Here is a 15,932-nt window from a genome sequence, read left to right as displayed (position 1 = left end):
CTGCCATTTACAATTTTCCAAAATAAAGTAAAAGCAAGTATTTACTTGTCTTGGTGACAAATGTGCTCGCCAGATCTCGCTGTTTTATTTGGATGTTGGCGCTGTAATTAAAAAAATAAATCATGGTATACTTTTCAGATTATTTTAATGTAGATAAGCAAATATTAGAAGACTATGGTGCATTCAATATTTCACTGATTAACGACCTACCATTATTTATTGATCCATTTTTACTTTTTGGCAGTAATGAAAAAGAATATCAAAAATTACATACAAACATAATTGAGTACTTAACTTTTTTAAAGACAAAATCGGAAAAAGGGAATATTACCGATGCCAATATCAAAAGCTGGTATAAGTTTTCAGAAGTAAAGCAAAATTGGCTCGGATACAGCTTGATGGGAAACGGAGGAAGCGGATTAGGAAAGCAGTTCGGAGAGGCGATGTCCGCAAGTATGCACGTTGTTTATGACGATTTGAATAACGAGAGAGTCACAGTTTCGTCTCATTTAGAAAAAGCTGGTCTCTTTCAAATAGGTGTTGGAAAGGACAACATCAGCGATTTTACCTGTAACCTAATAAAAGGATACTTAGCAGAATATACTGAGAAATTTGCAACAGAAAACTTAAAGCAAGAACAAGTAAAGACAATTATGGTCAGCAAAGTCTATTTTGATTACGAAATGGAAAGATGGATGCCAAGACAGTTTACCTTACCCTTTCTTAATGGAGATTTCGTGCTGCTGACTCCAAAAGATTTGCTAACTAAGGATGACAACTGGATAAATAGCAATGACTTGAAAGGAAATTTTGAAAGCATTTGTGATGCTATACCGAACGACCAGTTACGCTCTGAGATACATAATTATTTTCGGTCAAAAATCCCTCCTAAACCCAAAAAGAAAAGACCGACTCAAAAGGAACTTTCCTTCGCTATTAATGAAACTATAAAAAAGTTTCCTGACATTCTGAAATACTATATAAAGACTAAGGAAGAGAATAAGGTAGGTGCGAAAAATATATCTCAAGAAAGAGTCGAAGAGGTTGAAGAAGTATTCATACAAAACGTTTCAACCCTAATTGGCGATCTGATAGACAAAACGGATTTCTACGAAATCAATCCAAAAGGTTCTTTTGAGGAAGCTCTTGAAAGAGTTGAGTTTTTGAAAGATGTAATCGAAAATAAGGACGGATATAGACTGTTTTATTCCAAAGGAAAAGCGATTAAGAGAGAGGCTGATTTACAAGTAATCTACCGCTTGACTTGGCACGCAACTCCATTTGACGTGAACAGAGAGGTGAACAATGGAAGAGGACCAGTCGATTATACCGTTTCTAGTGGCTCAAAAGACAAAACTTTAGTTGAATTTAAACTAGCATCAAATTCCAAACTTAAAATGAACTTAGAAAATCAGGTAAGGGTTTATGAAGCTGCTAATAACACCAGTAAAAGTATTAAAGTGATAATGTTCTTTGACGATATGGAATTAGTTAAGGTGAATAAAATTTTACAAGAATTAAAACTTCAGAATAACCCAAGTATCGTATTGATTGATGCTTGTGACAATAAACTATCTGCATCAAATGTAAAATAAAAAATTGCCAACAATGGGTCCAAATCATAGCCTCAGGACTTTGGCAACAATATTTAATAAATGGCGAGAAAAACCCCTTCTACAAAAACATTAAGACAATTATTTGCACACTCTGGAAATCAATGTGCATTTCCAGGTTGTGATCATCCTATTTTCAACAAGAATGGAATTTTAATAGCACAAGTTTGTCATATTAATGCGGCAAATGAGGGTGGCGAAAGATACAATGCTGATCAAACTGATGAAGAAAGGAGGTCATATGAAAATTTGCTACTAATGTGCCATCGACACCATATAGAAACTGATATCATTGAAGACTTTCCTGAAGAAAAATTAAGGGAGATAAAAAAAATTCACGAAGCTCAATTTTCAGAAGAAGGCAGGGAGGCTTCCGAAAAAATGATTAGACAATTGAAGTTTGAAATTGATTATTACTGGAATAGATTATCTAAAAAAGAATTTGACTTTGAAGAGCTCAAGGTAGAACGAGATTTCGACAAAGAAATACTTGATCTTTTTGATGAACTTGAAGAACATATAAAATCAATTAGTAATTATTGTGATATCTGCGCAGAATCTGACAGCACAAAGGTTTTAAGAATCGATTTAACGGAACTTTTTAAAAAGCTAGGGTTAGATTATGAAAAAACTGAGAAGGTTCCACATTATGAGAATCCTTTGATAAATAGAAATTGGGATTTACACCACATCGGCCGTCCGAATTATTTTTCACATTTATATTTATGTGTAAATCAATTAAAGTTAAAAAGTATTGAAATTCTTCTGAAGAATGACTCAGGAAATGAGGAACTCCGAAACTTGTTGGATAGATATCAAAAGGAATTTGAAGAGAACTACTCCAATTCTTATTGCGTTGATTAAATTGTTGACAGCAAAGAACTTGTTAGAAAACATGTTCAAGCTGTCTCCAGTCAAAAGTCTGTGCCTTCTTGCAATGCCATTTTGTCCAGTGAACGGTCAGACGCCAGCTCCCAGTATTATCATACGAGATGTTACATCAGCTGTAACATTAAATCCACATACCTAAAATTAAATGATAAATCAGACTACAAAGGAATATCTTAATTATTTCGTAGCCTCTCAAAACCCAAATTTTGCTGTAATGCTGAAAGGGAAATGGGGAGCAGGAAAAACTTATTTTATAAGAGGGATAATTGAAGAATGGGAGAACGCGCAAATTATTTCTGATAATGAAGAAATAAATTTGAAACCTATTTATGTTTCACTTAATGGTGTTTCTAAGAAAAGTGAAATTGTTGAATCCCTGAAAGCCAAAATATCACCGTTCCTTTATTCCAAAGGCACAAAATTCGCAACTGACATTCTTAAAGGGTTTATCAAAACAACCTTAAAAATTGACTTTGATTATGACAATGACAAAAAAGCTGATGGTAGTATAAACATAAATTTTGACCCGATTTCTATTTTCAAATCTTCAAATGATAAAATCAAAGGAAATCGTATTCTTATTTTCGATGACATTGAGCGCTGTAAAATTCCAATCGATGAGCTATATGGCTTTATTAACGACTTTGTAGAACATTCACAGTGCAAAGTGATTTTGATTTCTGACGAAGATAAAATAGATGAGAAAACCACAAAAGATAGTAAGTATAAGTACCCAATCTTTAAAGAGAAAATAATAGGGCAAACATTTGAAATTAAACCAGATACAGAACAAGCGATTAATTTCTTTTTAGATTCCGTAACAAGCGATATTCAATCACACTTACTTGAATTTAAGGATATAATAATTAAAACTTTTGAAATTTCTAAGAAAGAAAATCTAAGAGTTTTACAAAGAGCTATTTACGATTTTGAACGATTATTCAATTTCACTGGGGAAGAGTTATCGAAGGACGAAGAAAGGTATAAAGAGTTGATTAAAAATTATTTAAGTTATTTCTTAATTTACTTTCTTGAATTTAAAACAGGAAATGAAGACATATCTTCCTTTCAACAAAGAAACCTTTTAAGTGATGGTAAAAGTGAAAAAAAGTACACGCAATACGAGGAAATTATTACAACATTTTCTCTACATCATTCGACTAAGTTATTTACTCCATTTAAACTAATTGATTTCATAAAAAATGGTTACTATGAAGAATTGGTTTTTGAAATTAATAATTCTTCAATCTTTTCTAAAGGGAAAGTTGAAAAGGATTGGGAAAAACTCTGGTATTGGCAATTAATGGATGATGACGATTTTGCACCTTTGTTAAATAGAGTAAGTACAAGTTTTTTCAGGACAGAAGATTTTCACATAACCGAAATACTTCATATTTCGGGGATTTTATTTTCGCTCATAGATTTAAATTTATATAAGACTAAAAAAAAGTCACAAGTCATCAATAGAGCAAAGAAGTTGATAAAAAAAACAAACCTTTCGGAGTTTAAAGATGAAAGAGGTTTTTCGATGCTGACTTGGGGTTCTTGGCAAAAAGCTTATGCATCAGACAAATCGGATGAATTTAAATCACTCGTCAAATTTACAAAGGACCTTTTACAGGAAATTAAACAAGAAAAATCAACAAGAGTTGTAGAAGATATTTTTTACACTATTTCAAATGACAATGTTGATGAATTGTATCAGAAAATAGATGTCTACGATGAAAGTTTAGGTAATGTTATTGAACATACGCCGATGTTGTCCAAACTTAATCCTAAAAAGTTTGCTGAGACAATTTTTCAGCTTAACAATGACGGAATTTTTAAATTCAAGCAATTTATTGAGTACAGATATTTTCCCGAGAAAACATACACAAATGTGGTAATCCAAGACAACCAAAGACAAGAGAAGGATTTACTAGTGAAATTACAATCCAAGCTTTTAAAAGAAATAAGAAGTAAAAAGAATAGAAAAAAAGTAATTAGAAAATTTTCATTAAACGAACTGAACACAGTGATTGAAGAATCAATAAAAAAACTTTAAAAAAAGACGCTAACAGCACTTATAAAAATATTGGGAGTTCAGTTGGTAAATGAAGCTTTTTGCTTCGCTGCCAAGTATATGTAGAAGCACTGCCTAAGCCTGTCTCAACTCGAAACTCTGTGCCCGCTTGCAATGAAGGTCTCCAGTTTGGCTCTTTGAAGAGTAGATGCCATCTCATCGACTTGAATTTAAGCTCAAAAGAAGGGTGTTTCAGGCGTTCTGAGACGTCTTTATCTTCCAGATTTAATCTACCTCAACAAAAAAAATTTCAGAGTATAGAAGCGTTTCATTAGCTACTGTATTAACTTCTGTATATCAGTTTTTCGCAATTAAGTTGATATCAAGAAAACTTCTCAAAAATCCACGCCATCCTGTTTTTATGCTCTATTTCCTGTTTTCAAATAATTTCCCCAGAAGAAATTACCAGTCCGTAATTTTTTTTGATATATTTAACACTTCCTATTAAGTTAAAGCAAAAGATCCCCTACCTCTCATTGCACAAACTTGATTAACTCTTAATACAAGAAAACAATGAAGTTAGAGAAAATATTGGATCGCCTGGGTTCAATAGAGAAAAACTCGTTCATAAAGGTGATAGACAACATCATCTCCACTAATCCTAAGAACGCAAAAGAAATTGAGAAAATCTTAAGCTCTGCAGATAGGGGACTGAAATCCGCTGACAGTAGAAATATTTCTAAAGTATTTTCATTAATTAATAATGAATTTTATGAGTACTTGAAATGTGAATTTCAGGATACATCCTCTCAGCTCGATATTCTGACAGATATCATAATTCAGGATGGCAATTGTATAATGAAACAGGACTGGTTTTCAAGATTATATGAAGCAGAAATTCGAAACTTAAAGACAAAAACCAAAAAACTCCAGGAAGAACTAAAAAGCGACAAATCTGAAATTTCTGAGGAGCGCAAAAGAGACTACACTATTTATTCGGCCTGTCTTGAAACGGCTTATCACAACGATATTGAGAACAATAGGGATGCCAGAATATCTTCAGACGAACTATCAATTATTCTTACTTTATCTCAGGAGTTAGAACTATCTCAAGAAGAAATCAAGCTGATTAACTATTCCATACTTCCCATTAAAAAGGTGGACGTGCTGGATGTGATCAATAACTTGAAGAATATAGGTGTGCTGTTCTTTTCAAAGAAAGAGAATACCATTTACGTTGCGGATGAAATGGTAAGAGTTCTGCGAAGAGTCAGGGAAAAAGAGGTAGCCGACAAGTTCTTACGCAGAACCTTGAGGATACTTCGGGAGCCAGTTATAAATCAAATAGCTCGAAAACATAACATCAATAAGGATCTTAGTTTTTCAGAAAAAATTGAAGAGATCATCAAAGAAGGAATTTCTTTTACGGGGCTGTTGAAAAATGATATACATAAAAAAGGAGCTACTTTAACTGAGAAAAAGAACGAGCTAAACAGGCTTTGTGAAAAAAGTCTGGGGATTGAGAATCTCAGAGGAAGTACTATTGAAGACAAGATTCAGAGCCTGGTTGAATATTTTGAGAATGTTGAGAACGATGAAAGAATAAACATTGCTCTTGACGGATATGAAAAGATGTTAGCTGAATTAAATATTTCTTTGCCTAAACTGAACAAGCAGATTCAGAAACAGTTTGTGCTTCAGGAGGAGTTTGTTTTACGTGCTGAATTTCTTCTTGATTACAACATAAAACCACGGGATATTCTTGATTTAATTGCAAAGGATGATCTGAAGCTATTCATTTCCGAGAATGGAATTAAACAGCGTGGTGATGATATTTTGAACATCCTGGAGCACTACAAAGATGCAGAGAACCTTTTCCTCGAAAACTATGAGAAGGTTGCTTATAGAGACCTGAATGCCCTTAAGAGCAATGGAATTTCTACAAAAGAAAGCGAACTAGGGTTAAAGTTTGAAGAGCTAACCAGAAAAATCTTTACAGAGTTAGGATTTAATGTGGATGAGAACTTGAAGAAGCGATTAAATACCAACAAAGACATGGTAGATATCCTATTGCATATTGAAAATGGAGATGTAATAATAGTGGAATGTAAGACAAGTAAGGAAAGAGGGTATAATAAATTTAGTACTGTATCGAGGCAGTTAAAGGCGTATAAGAAGTTAGTTGAAAATAATGATAGGCGCGTGGTAAAAATATTACTTCTTGCCCCTGAATTTAGTGATGATTTCATAACGGACTGTGAGATGAATACTGAACTGAATCTTTCGTTAATTACAGCTTCATCTTTACTGCAAATTCATGATGCCTTTAAGTCCTCGAGTCATAAGCAGTTCCCACACGTGCTCTTCAGAGATGTACTTATAAATGAAGACAGAATAGTAAAGGCGCTGAGTAAGTAGCTTTAATCCCTGATTAGACGTGTCGCTAAAATTGGTAAAACTATATAAAAATAATATTTGGTCTAGTTTCAAATCGAAACTCCTTGTTCGCTTGCTGCGCCTGATTGTCCTGCGGCCAATCAAGCATGCCAGCTTGCACTGTTTTTTACGAGACGTTAAGCATTATTAAAAAAATATAAATGACAGAAACAGGAATACATCCGAATGTAAGTTTAAAAAAGGCAGGAATCAGGCATACAGAACAAAATATCATTGAATATTTTAGTGCTCTTTTTTCTATTTCCTTTGCGAAATCTCATAATTTCAAGGGTGCTTGGTACAATTTTGCATTTTTAAAACCTACGACAGAATTAAAGGAGAAATACAGATTTCAAAGTGAAATGTTATTGATCACAAATTCCTATGAAAATTTCGATACAAGAACATTTGACTATGTTGATAAATTAATGTTTGAATATCAAAATAGGTTAGATAAGTTATGTGTTATTCTAATCAGTGGTGATAAAAAAATCAAGTCAAAAATTACCAGCCTAGCTCAACAAAATCCAGAAACTCGAATTATTATACCCTTCAGTTATTTAGATTTTTTTAAATCAAATCCTCAAGAAATAATAAAACAAAGGTTAAAAGAATTTTTTTATGGACGTGACTTGTTTGCTTTCGAGTCCCCATTGCAGAATGATGCATATTTTTACGGAAGAACTGAAACTGTACAGTTTTTTTATGATAAATATAAATCAGGAGAAAATTCAGGATTATTCGGATTACGAAAAATTGGAAAGACCTCAGTTTTATATGCTCTGAAAAGATATTTAAATTTAAGAAGCGAAAGTGCTGTATTTATTGATTGTCAAGAACCCGCATTTCATAAACGAAGGTGGAATGAATCCCTTGAGTTCATTTCGAATCAGTTATTAAATGAAATAATTAATTCAACTCATCCTGAACTCAATATAAAGTTAAGTACTAATTATACGGAGAAGGATGCTTCAACCTCTTTTGAAGAAGACATGATCAAAATTCATGACGCTATTGGTGGTAATAGATTGTTATTGATTTTTGACGAAATTGAAAACATAACTTTTGATATCTCCCCTTCTGAACATTGGACTAGTGATAATGATTTCATTTTGTTTTGGCAGTCCATTAGGTCTATTTATCAAAAAAATCAAGGGCTTTTTTCATTTATTATAGCAGGGGTTAACCCAAAAACAATCGAAACTGGTTTGATTGGAAGTTATGATAATCCAATCTATAGAATGATTACACCAACATATTTGAAATTATTTAACCATTCAAATGTCTCTGATATGGTCAAAAACATAGGTAACTATATGGGCTTAGACTTTGACGAAGAGATAATAACTTTTTTAACCGATGATTTTGGTGGCCACCCATTTTTAATTAGACAAGTTTGTTCTAAAATTCATCGAGAAACAACATCTAAAAGGCCTGCAAAAGTTACCAAATTTTATTACCGAGAACAGAAAGAGAATTTTGACAGACACCTTTCTGACTACGTTGAATTAATTGTTGATGTATTAAAAAACTGGTATCCTCAAGAATTTGAACTTCTAGAACATTTAGTACTGGGAAATCTAAAAGAGTTTGAAAAAATAAGTTCAATTTCAGATAAAACCATTAATCACCTATTAGGCTATAATTTGATTGAAAAATCAGATAATGATGTCTATCATGTAAAGATAAATGCTGTTAAAAATTATATACTAGACCAAACTAAAATTCAACACAGCTATGCTAAAATTGAGGATAAGTGGGCAACTATAACTAAAAAAAGAAATAGTCTTGAACTAAAATTGCGCAACGTCCTAAAACTTTCACTAAGATTTAAATTCGGTTCAGCTAAAAGTAAATCGGAATTTTTAAAAATTATCGAAGAAAAGAGAAGAGAACGTTTAAACAATTTAAACTTAAACGAAATATTTTCTGATTCAGGAGAGGTTTATTTTTTGGATATACAAAAATACATTTCTAAAAACTGGGCGGATTTCGAAAAAATATTTGTGGATAAGGGAAAATTTGAGATCTATATGGGGCTATCTAATGAAAACAGAATTGACGCCCATGCTAAGGATATAAATCAAGAAGATATGACTATAACCCTTTCCGCACTAAGTTGGCTAACGGAAAAATGTGACAACTTCTTAGAATAAAAAAAAGGGCTAATAAGGAGTATAGTGAATAGCACCCTGCGGTATGCTACGACACTATATACGGAACGTTGGACAATCTATCATGCTAAAAATTAGCAGATTGCATTGACAGATTAGCTCTATAACTCAAATCGCTGATGGTTAGGCTACTAAAGCCGATATTAAATTTTCCTCTCCAACTATTATCCGTATAAAACTATAGAGTAAAATATAGGCTTAGAAGGTTACCTCAGAGGCCGAGAAGAAAGAGTTTTTACCAAACTTCCTTTTCTACTTTTATTTCTGTGCCAAAATAACTTTCGATTTGATTTTTAAATTCTTCAAATAAATCATCTCCAAAAGCTTTGGAAGTGGATAAACTGTCATGTCTACAAATTAGAGGCATATCAGGATATTTCCTTGCAATATTCTTGGCACAGTGGTCCAAAATACATTTTGCTTCCATTCTCTGTAAAATCAAAGCAAAATCCTTGTAATTGGGATCCTTAAATGCTTCAACAATTCGGAATATCGAAGGGTATAATTCCTTTACTTTATTTATGGCTCTTACACTGCCTTTTCCTCGTGGAGAGTAAAGAGCATTTATTATAAGTGTTTTACCACATTTTCTTAAGGAACCAAAATCAGAAATTTCCTGTTTATTTTTTTCCTTGTTATAAAGTATGGTAAAAAAAGTATCTTCTTCCTGCCAAATGGCTCCCGTAGATAATAACAACTCACCAGTTTTTTCATAGATTGCCCCACTGTTAACTAGCGAAATAAAATTATCAATTTCAGCAATATCAGGGCTTCCAAAGGTTTCTAACAAGATTATAGTTATACTATATGATATTGTTTCTATATCTATTGTATACTTATTGTTGTTATAGTAATCAGTATCATTATTATTTATATACTTCTTCAGAGTATTATAAATCCTCTTTCTTAATCTTCCTTCCTTTACTCCATTTTTACTCTTACTTAAATCATCAATATGCTGTAAAAACTCCTCAAGTAAAATAACGAACATCATTGGCTGCGAATTTTTCACATCCATCTCAATGAGCTGCTGCCCCTGATAACTTACAAATGGTTTTAAATCCTTTGGGAGTTGAGTGAATATGCTATGGAGCCTATCGTCATCGCCATCTCTCGAATAAGACTGAGCTGGATCAAATTGAACCACTTTATCGTATCGGGTAAGATACTTGCGGGAATCCGAGTGGTATTTTTCTTCAATGTAACTAAAAGCAGCTTCCTTGTCAATGGTGAAACCATCAGATTCTAACCACTTTGTGAGATGAGCTGTGGTACTGCTAGCCTCAATTTTTCTGTGTCGATTATGCTTTTCAAGCTTTTTCAAAAGAGGCTGTTGCTTTATTTCATAACTGTGGATAGTCGGATTAGAAGCATCCTTTTCCTGTTCAAAATACTTTGATGATATCCTGAATCTCCTACAAGAATTTTCTTTGCCAGGAATGTTATTTTGGTGGTTCAGAAACTCTATAAATTCTCCTTCCTGTAGCAGTTCAATTTGTTCACTTGACTTATATCTTCCGTTATCATATTTTCGAAGGATTACAGAGCTCAGTGGCACCCATTCCTGAGGCTCTGACTGCTGTTTTAAGATAAAGTGAAGGATTAGGGCTGTTAAGTCAAGATCCATCCTCTCATGCTCTTTATTCCATTCTAAAAGTTCAACATATAGGCGTTGCGGGAGGGTTATGTAAAACCTCTCATTCTTTAATTCAACTCGCATAACTATTATCTTTTAAATTAAATAATAGTTTGCGCCTGTAAAGAGCGCCAACACAAATAACTATAGGGGCTGAGCAACTGTTTATTTTCCATTACGCAGTCCCTTTTGAGTGCTTGAAAACAAAGCTTTTGCCTCTTGCTCAACCTCGCTATTTGACTTTCTGCGGCCAGCTTTGAGATATTCCCTTAAGTCGGTACTGGAAAAATAGAGGCGCTTGCTCCTCTTCATAAAAGGAAGCTCCCCTTTACTTACCTTGCTATATACGGTTGGAACTGCTAGGTCAAGGAATTTTGCTGCTTCCTGAACGGTTAATATGTCCTCAGTGGTTTCGGAAGAAGCCTGTTTAGATTCGGTTTCAATTTGTGTCTCTCTAATCCACCTTTTAAAGATGGGTTCAAGTTCTGCTAAAGGAAAGGTAAAAAATACTTGTTCCATTGTTTTTGATTTTAGTTAAACAATGGCTGCAAGTACAGGAGAGGTAACTGGTTACTTAACGGTTACTTTGCATAGGTATAATGGGTTTAGATATCATTTTCTTCCTCGAGAAATCGCAAGTCCGTTTCGATGAGATTAACTGTCGTAGGATAGTTATCTTCCATGTATTGAATTAGCGGTTCAAGCTTTCTTATTGGGTAATCATTTTTTTTATTTATTCTGTTTTTTGCCTCATAATAATTCTTTTTGAAATTATTTAAGGTTGTGTTGATGCTCTGCTCTTTCATAAATTGCTCCATACGATTTATTTTGGTGTCGGTACTGGTTGAAAATTCTGATTCATCAACATAATAAAATATTGTAGCCCATTGCAAAACGCTAAACTGATTGTTGTCGGATTTCGTGTTTTGGAGTTCTTCACTTTCACTTTGGTCGGTAACTTTAGACATTTTGGGCATTTCGCAGTTAAAAGGAAGGGGTGAAGCAGTGTTATAAGGAATATTATTAATGAGATTTATAGCCTGCCTATAATATTGTTTATAATGTTCAATCGAGGAATCTTTGGGAATAGCAAAATCAATTAATTCCCCAGTTGATAGAGAGCAGTAGTAGTATTCTAATGGTGAATTAATTGTTGGCGATCCGAGAAAACCGAAATCTCGGGATATAAATCTCTCTATGTCAACGATGGTAAAACCAAAAGTATAATCAATGAAAGCTTGTTTCTCAGCGTAAGGAAATTGTTTTTTATATATACTGGCAAGATCATAAAAAATTTGCTTTAAAACGGATAGGTCAATAATATGTAAAAAACCAACGTACAAGGTGTTTCTACTTTTAAAATCTTCCATGCCCCAATCATTGTCTTTATGATGCAGCCACTTATTAAAGTCCTCAGTAAAAGTTAAGGATAGGTTGACGTTAGCATGCATGCCTATTATTATATTGGAATGCAGTAAATTGAAATTATTTAATTTCTCCATAAGATTATTGACTACATTTCAAGTTGAATTTTATCGGCGGCTACTCGCTTAGAACTATCCACAATTTTAGCATAAACTTGGGTGGTTTTTAGATCCTTATGTCCTAACATTTTCGAAACGGTGTAAATGTCTGTTCCGTTAAACAGTTGCAAGGTTGCAAAGGTATGTCTGAAACAATGAAAAGTAATATCCTTTGTTATTCCTGCTGCTCCAATCCATTGAAACAAGTGTTTGTTATGGTAGGCTGAATATTTAAGCCCCTCAAATACAGGCTGATCCTTTGGCATAGACTCTGGTTTTTCTGTACCTTCTGTAAAGCTGTACGCCTGTTCAGAAATCGGCAATACCTCAACGCCTTTGGTTTTCTTTTGATTGAAGTTCAAAAAATACCCTTGCCCTTTTATGTATTCAAGTTCGCCCCAGTTCATTTTTTGAATGTCGGAAAACCTCAACCCTGTGAGTGCAGAAAATAGGGCTGCACGTTTCAATAAAGCATTGCTGCAAGGCGTTTTTACAAGCTTATTAAGTTCTTCAATGGTCAAGTATTCCCGTCTCGTTTCGGCAGCTTTAATAGGCTTTATTTTAGCGTTTAAGTCTGTTTGTAATATACCGTCATTGAACGCCTGTTTTAATGCTGCCTTTACTTTATTGAAATAAGAAACTGCTGAATTTTGGGAAAGGGTAGTTTTACTGCTCTTTTTGCTTTTTGTGGTAAGCAAAAATTCTTTGAAGTCGTTTAGAAATTTTTCATTTAGGTCTGCAAACTTCAAATTTCCATTAGTAAAATCTTCAAGGTAATTAAGGGCTGAAACCCAGTTATCGTGGTTACTGGCTTTTCGTTTGTTGGTTAACTTTTTGAAGTATTCAATAAAACAATGTTCTCCTAATTCCTTTAACCTTAATTGCTCCTTTTCGTACTGGCTGTAAATCTCAGGTTTATTTAAGAAGTTTTCACGCTTTTGGCGTATGCTTTCACCTATTTTTAGAGTTTCGGTATTGTGCTGTTTTTCAAGCGAAGATTTAGGTTTGGAAAAAATGTATAACCCGAGAAAATCGCGTCTTGTGTTTTTACCAGTTTCTGTATGGAGGATGGGTGGGTAAAAATCTAAATAGAGACTTTTCCGACCTTTACTAATTGGTTTCTGTCTAAGTTTTACTTTTGTTGTCATTCAGATGTGAATTATTATAAGTGATTTTTGAGGGGTTAGATTTGGGTGAAATGAGGTTTTCTATAACTTCCTTGGGAATAAAAACAGATCTCCCGTGTTTATATTTAACAGCGCTATTTCTTCGTAAAAGTTCTTGTAAAGCACTTTCGGAAATTGCGAACAAACTTTGGATTTCTGAAATGGAGTAGAGATCTATAATTCCGCTTTGGTCCCCTCCTTGTTGAAGGTTTTTTCTTTGGTTTGCCTCTGTTTTAGTGTTTGTAATAAGTTCGTCAATATCAGATCTGCGAATAAGCGTTTTCTTTTGTAGAAGGTTAGATGCTGGTAATTTGTGGGAATTGATAAGCTTATAAATGTTTTGTCTAGAGCAGTTTAAAAGTAAAGATGCTTGAGTTACAGTTAAAAATTCCTTTGCTTTAAGATTCTCCAGGTTTTCGCTTTTATGGCTGCGTGTTTCCTTATACGATTTTTGGATCTTCTCTTCTTTCTTTCGCTTCTTGTAAGCTCTCTTCGCACAAGTGTCACCACAATATTTAGTTACAGTTGTTTTTGCTATAAAAGTCTTCTCGCAAAATCGGCAAATTTTCTCAATCCGAATATTGGTGCTCATTTGTATAAATTTATTCAAAGATACACTATTATGTAAACTTTGTCAACTCAAATAAGCAAGTTTGGGTACAAATTTTTTAAAAAGACTGGAAAGGTACAGGAGAGGTACAACTTGTAACATAAAAAACAAATAACATTACAAAATAGGAATATAGGGGGAGATGTTGATTTGGTGGCTTTACACTATATTAGCACGATGTATTTTGAATTAATATGGATTTGTTTTGTGCGGTTACTTCCCAATACAAAAGTTTGCAAAAATATTCCCCAGCAGGTCATCATTAGTAATTTCACCTGTGATCTCCCCAAAGTAGTGCAGGGCTTCCCTGATGTCTATGGCCAGCAGGTCTCCTGACAGATCATTATTGAGCCCTTCCTGTACCTTGTTGATCTCTTCCAGGGCGCTGAGCAGCGCGTTGTAATGCCGGGTATTGGTAACGATGGTGTTGTTGTTGCGCAGCTCGCCGGTGTTCACAAACTGCAACAGCTTCTGCTGGAGTTCTTCTACCCCTTCACCGGTTTTGGCTGAAATAGTATTGAGATCTGAGATTTGCGATCTGAGATCTATTATCTGCTCCGTACTTAGCTGATCTACTTTGTTTGCCAGGATCACCAAAGGCTTTTGCGGAAACTGGTTTTTGATCTTGCCTATCTCCACCTTGACCTGCTCGAGGGTAGGGGCGGGAGTATGAGATCCTGAAACATCCCGATCCTTCGGGGCAGGATGACGCTCAGAATCTGGCTGAAGGTGACGAAGACGAGAGGCATCAAAAAGATATAGCACAACCTGCGCCTGACCAATCTTTTCAAAAGTCCTTTTGATCCCGATGCTTTCCACCACATCTTCGGTTTCCCGTATCCCGGCGGTGTCGATGAACCTGAAGCCTATCCCGCCAATCGAGATCTCATCTTCAATGCTGTCCCGGGTTGTTCCCGCAATTTCAGAAACAATGGCACGTTCCTCGTTTAAAAGAGCATTTAGCAGCGTGGATTTTCCCACGTTAGGTTCTCCCACAATGGCCACCGGAATTCCGTTTTTCAACACGTTACCCACCGCAAAGGAATCGATGAGCCGTTTTAATACCTGCTGAATCTTACTCACCAGGCTCTTGAATTCTTCCCTGTTGGCGAACTCCACATCTTCTTCGGCAAAATCGAGTTCGAGTTCTATCAAAGAAGCGAAATTCAGCAGTTCCTGCCGCAGTTTCTGGATCTCGTTGGAGAATCCACCGCGCATCTGCTGCATGGCCATCTGGTGACTCGCCTGGTTTTCCGAAGAGATAAGATCGGCCACGGCTTCTGCCTGACTCAGATCCATCTTTCCGTTAAGGAAAGCACGCAGGGTGAATTCTCCGGCTTCCGCAGAACGACAACCCTTCCGTATCAATAACTGAATGATCTCCTGCTGAATATAAGGGCTCCCGTGACAGGAGATCTCAATGGTGTTCTCCCCTGTGTAAGATTTCGGGCCGTGGAAGACAGAGACCAGTACTTCATCAATAATACGCTCGCCATCTACAATATTCCCCAGGTGCAGGGTGTGGGAAGATTGTTCCCGCAGGTCCTTATTGCCTTTAGACTTAAAAACCGGGGCCACCAGGTGAATAGCATCCGGTCCCGATACCCGTATCACGGCAATAGCTCCCGCTCCCGAAGGAGTGGCAAGGGCTACGATGTTGTCATTCAATTTCATTTGGCAAAGGTATTAAAATGTATAATGAATATTGAATAATGTCTAATGCTTCCGGGGAGTGGTGAAGTGACGGAGTGATGCAGTGAAGAAGTGACAATGAGCAATGATCAATAAACAATAAACAATGAGCAGTGAACAATGATCAATGATCAATAAACAATAAACAATAAACAATAAACAATAAACAATAAACAATGAGCAGTGAAC

Annotated in this window: 11 protein-coding genes; 5 read left to right on the top strand and 6 right to left on the bottom strand. The window is 34.9% G+C overall.

What is annotated here, in order from left to right; genetic code table 11:
• The first annotated feature begins 122 nt into the window (after positions 1-122).
• The 5 genes from ACFSTG_RS09990 (at position 123) to ACFSTG_RS09970 (ending at position 9,098) form a co-directional block, all read left to right on the top strand.
• Complete coding sequence (locus tag ACFSTG_RS09990) at positions 123-1,595, top strand: hypothetical protein (RefSeq protein ID WP_380751932.1); 1,473 nt, start codon at positions 123-125, stop codon at positions 1,593-1,595.
• 60 nt (positions 1,596-1,655) lie between these two features.
• Positions 1,656-2,477 (top strand): hypothetical protein, encoded by an 822-nt coding sequence (locus tag ACFSTG_RS09985; protein ID WP_380751929.1) that lies wholly within the window; start codon positions 1,656-1,658, stop codon positions 2,475-2,477.
• 172 nt (positions 2,478-2,649) lie between these two features.
• Positions 2,650-4,548 (top strand): P-loop NTPase fold protein, encoded by a 1,899-nt coding sequence (locus ACFSTG_RS09980; protein WP_380751926.1) that lies wholly within the window; start codon positions 2,650-2,652, stop codon positions 4,546-4,548.
• A 531-nt stretch (positions 4,549-5,079) separates the two neighbouring features.
• A complete protein-coding gene (locus ACFSTG_RS09975) occupies positions 5,080-6,924 on the top strand; it encodes a hypothetical protein (RefSeq protein ID WP_380751923.1) in 1,845 nt (614 codons plus the stop codon).
• 179 nt (positions 6,925-7,103) lie between these two features.
• Positions 7,104-9,098: a hypothetical protein gene (locus tag ACFSTG_RS09970; protein ID WP_380751921.1), complete on the top strand. Its 1,995-nt coding sequence runs from the start codon at positions 7,104-7,106 to the stop codon at positions 9,096-9,098.
• A gap of 253 nt (positions 9,099-9,351) precedes the next feature.
• Here ACFSTG_RS09970 and ACFSTG_RS09965 read toward each other — a convergent pair whose 3' ends face one another.
• From ACFSTG_RS09965 to mnmE, 6 genes are all read right to left on the bottom strand, one after another.
• Positions 9,352-10,836 (bottom strand): hypothetical protein, encoded by a 1,485-nt coding sequence (locus ACFSTG_RS09965; RefSeq protein WP_380751919.1) that lies wholly within the window; start codon positions 10,834-10,836, stop codon positions 9,352-9,354.
• An 81-nt stretch (positions 10,837-10,917) separates the two neighbouring features.
• Entirely contained in the window at positions 10,918-11,271 is a 354-nt protein-coding gene (locus ACFSTG_RS09960) for a helix-turn-helix domain-containing protein (protein WP_380751916.1), read from the bottom strand.
• Between the two features lie 86 nt (positions 11,272-11,357).
• The gene (locus tag ACFSTG_RS09955; RefSeq protein ID WP_380751913.1) at positions 11,358-12,254 is read right to left on the bottom strand and encodes a hypothetical protein; all 897 of its coding nucleotides are present in this window, start codon (positions 12,252-12,254) and stop codon (positions 11,358-11,360) included.
• 11 nt (positions 12,255-12,265) lie between these two features.
• Positions 12,266-13,423 (bottom strand): tyrosine-type recombinase/integrase, encoded by a 1,158-nt coding sequence (locus ACFSTG_RS09950; protein ID WP_380751910.1) that lies wholly within the window; start codon positions 13,421-13,423, stop codon positions 12,266-12,268.
• A complete protein-coding gene (locus tag ACFSTG_RS09945) occupies positions 13,401-14,033 on the bottom strand; it encodes a helix-turn-helix domain-containing protein (protein ID WP_380751907.1) in 633 nt (210 codons plus the stop codon). Before ACFSTG_RS09945 ends, ACFSTG_RS09950 begins: the two co-directional genes overlap by 23 nt.
• Before the next feature lie 231 nt (positions 14,034-14,264).
• Positions 14,265-15,725, bottom strand: a complete 1,461-nt coding sequence (mnmE, locus tag ACFSTG_RS09940; RefSeq protein ID WP_380751904.1) for a tRNA uridine-5-carboxymethylaminomethyl(34) synthesis GTPase MnmE — start codon at positions 15,723-15,725, stop codon at positions 14,265-14,267.
• Positions 15,726-15,932: the final 207 nt, after the last annotated feature.

This window comes from Salinimicrobium flavum, assembly GCF_042684505.1.
Lineage (GTDB): Bacteria > Bacteroidota > Bacteroidia > Flavobacteriales > Flavobacteriaceae > Salinimicrobium > Salinimicrobium flavum.
Note: the sequence above shows the minus strand (reverse complement) of the source record. Positions and strands in the feature narration are given on the sequence as shown.

Coding starts and splice junctions, on each gene's coding strand:
- ACFSTG_RS09990 (WP_380751932.1), top strand. CDS start 123: ATGGTATACTTTTCAGATTATTTTAATGTAGATAAGCAAATATTAGAA.
- mnmE (WP_380751904.1), bottom strand. CDS start 15,725: ATGAAATTGAATGACAACATCGTAGCCCTTGCCACTCCTTCGGGAGCG.
- ACFSTG_RS09985 (WP_380751929.1), top strand. CDS start 1,656: ATGGCGAGAAAAACCCCTTCTACAAAAACATTAAGACAATTATTTGCA.
- ACFSTG_RS09965 (WP_380751919.1), bottom strand. CDS start 10,836: ATGCGAGTTGAATTAAAGAATGAGAGGTTTTACATAACCCTCCCGCAA.
- ACFSTG_RS09970 (WP_380751921.1), top strand. CDS start 7,104: ATGACAGAAACAGGAATACATCCGAATGTAAGTTTAAAAAAGGCAGGA.
- ACFSTG_RS09950 (WP_380751910.1), bottom strand. CDS start 13,423: ATGACAACAAAAGTAAAACTTAGACAGAAACCAATTAGTAAAGGTCGG.
- ACFSTG_RS09975 (WP_380751923.1), top strand. CDS start 5,080: ATGAAGTTAGAGAAAATATTGGATCGCCTGGGTTCAATAGAGAAAAAC.
- ACFSTG_RS09955 (WP_380751913.1), bottom strand. CDS start 12,254: ATGGAGAAATTAAATAATTTCAATTTACTGCATTCCAATATAATAATA.
- ACFSTG_RS09945 (WP_380751907.1), bottom strand. CDS start 14,033: ATGAGCACCAATATTCGGATTGAGAAAATTTGCCGATTTTGCGAGAAG.
- ACFSTG_RS09980 (WP_380751926.1), top strand. CDS start 2,650: ATGATAAATCAGACTACAAAGGAATATCTTAATTATTTCGTAGCCTCT.
- ACFSTG_RS09960 (WP_380751916.1), bottom strand. CDS start 11,271: ATGGAACAAGTATTTTTTACCTTTCCTTTAGCAGAACTTGAACCCATC.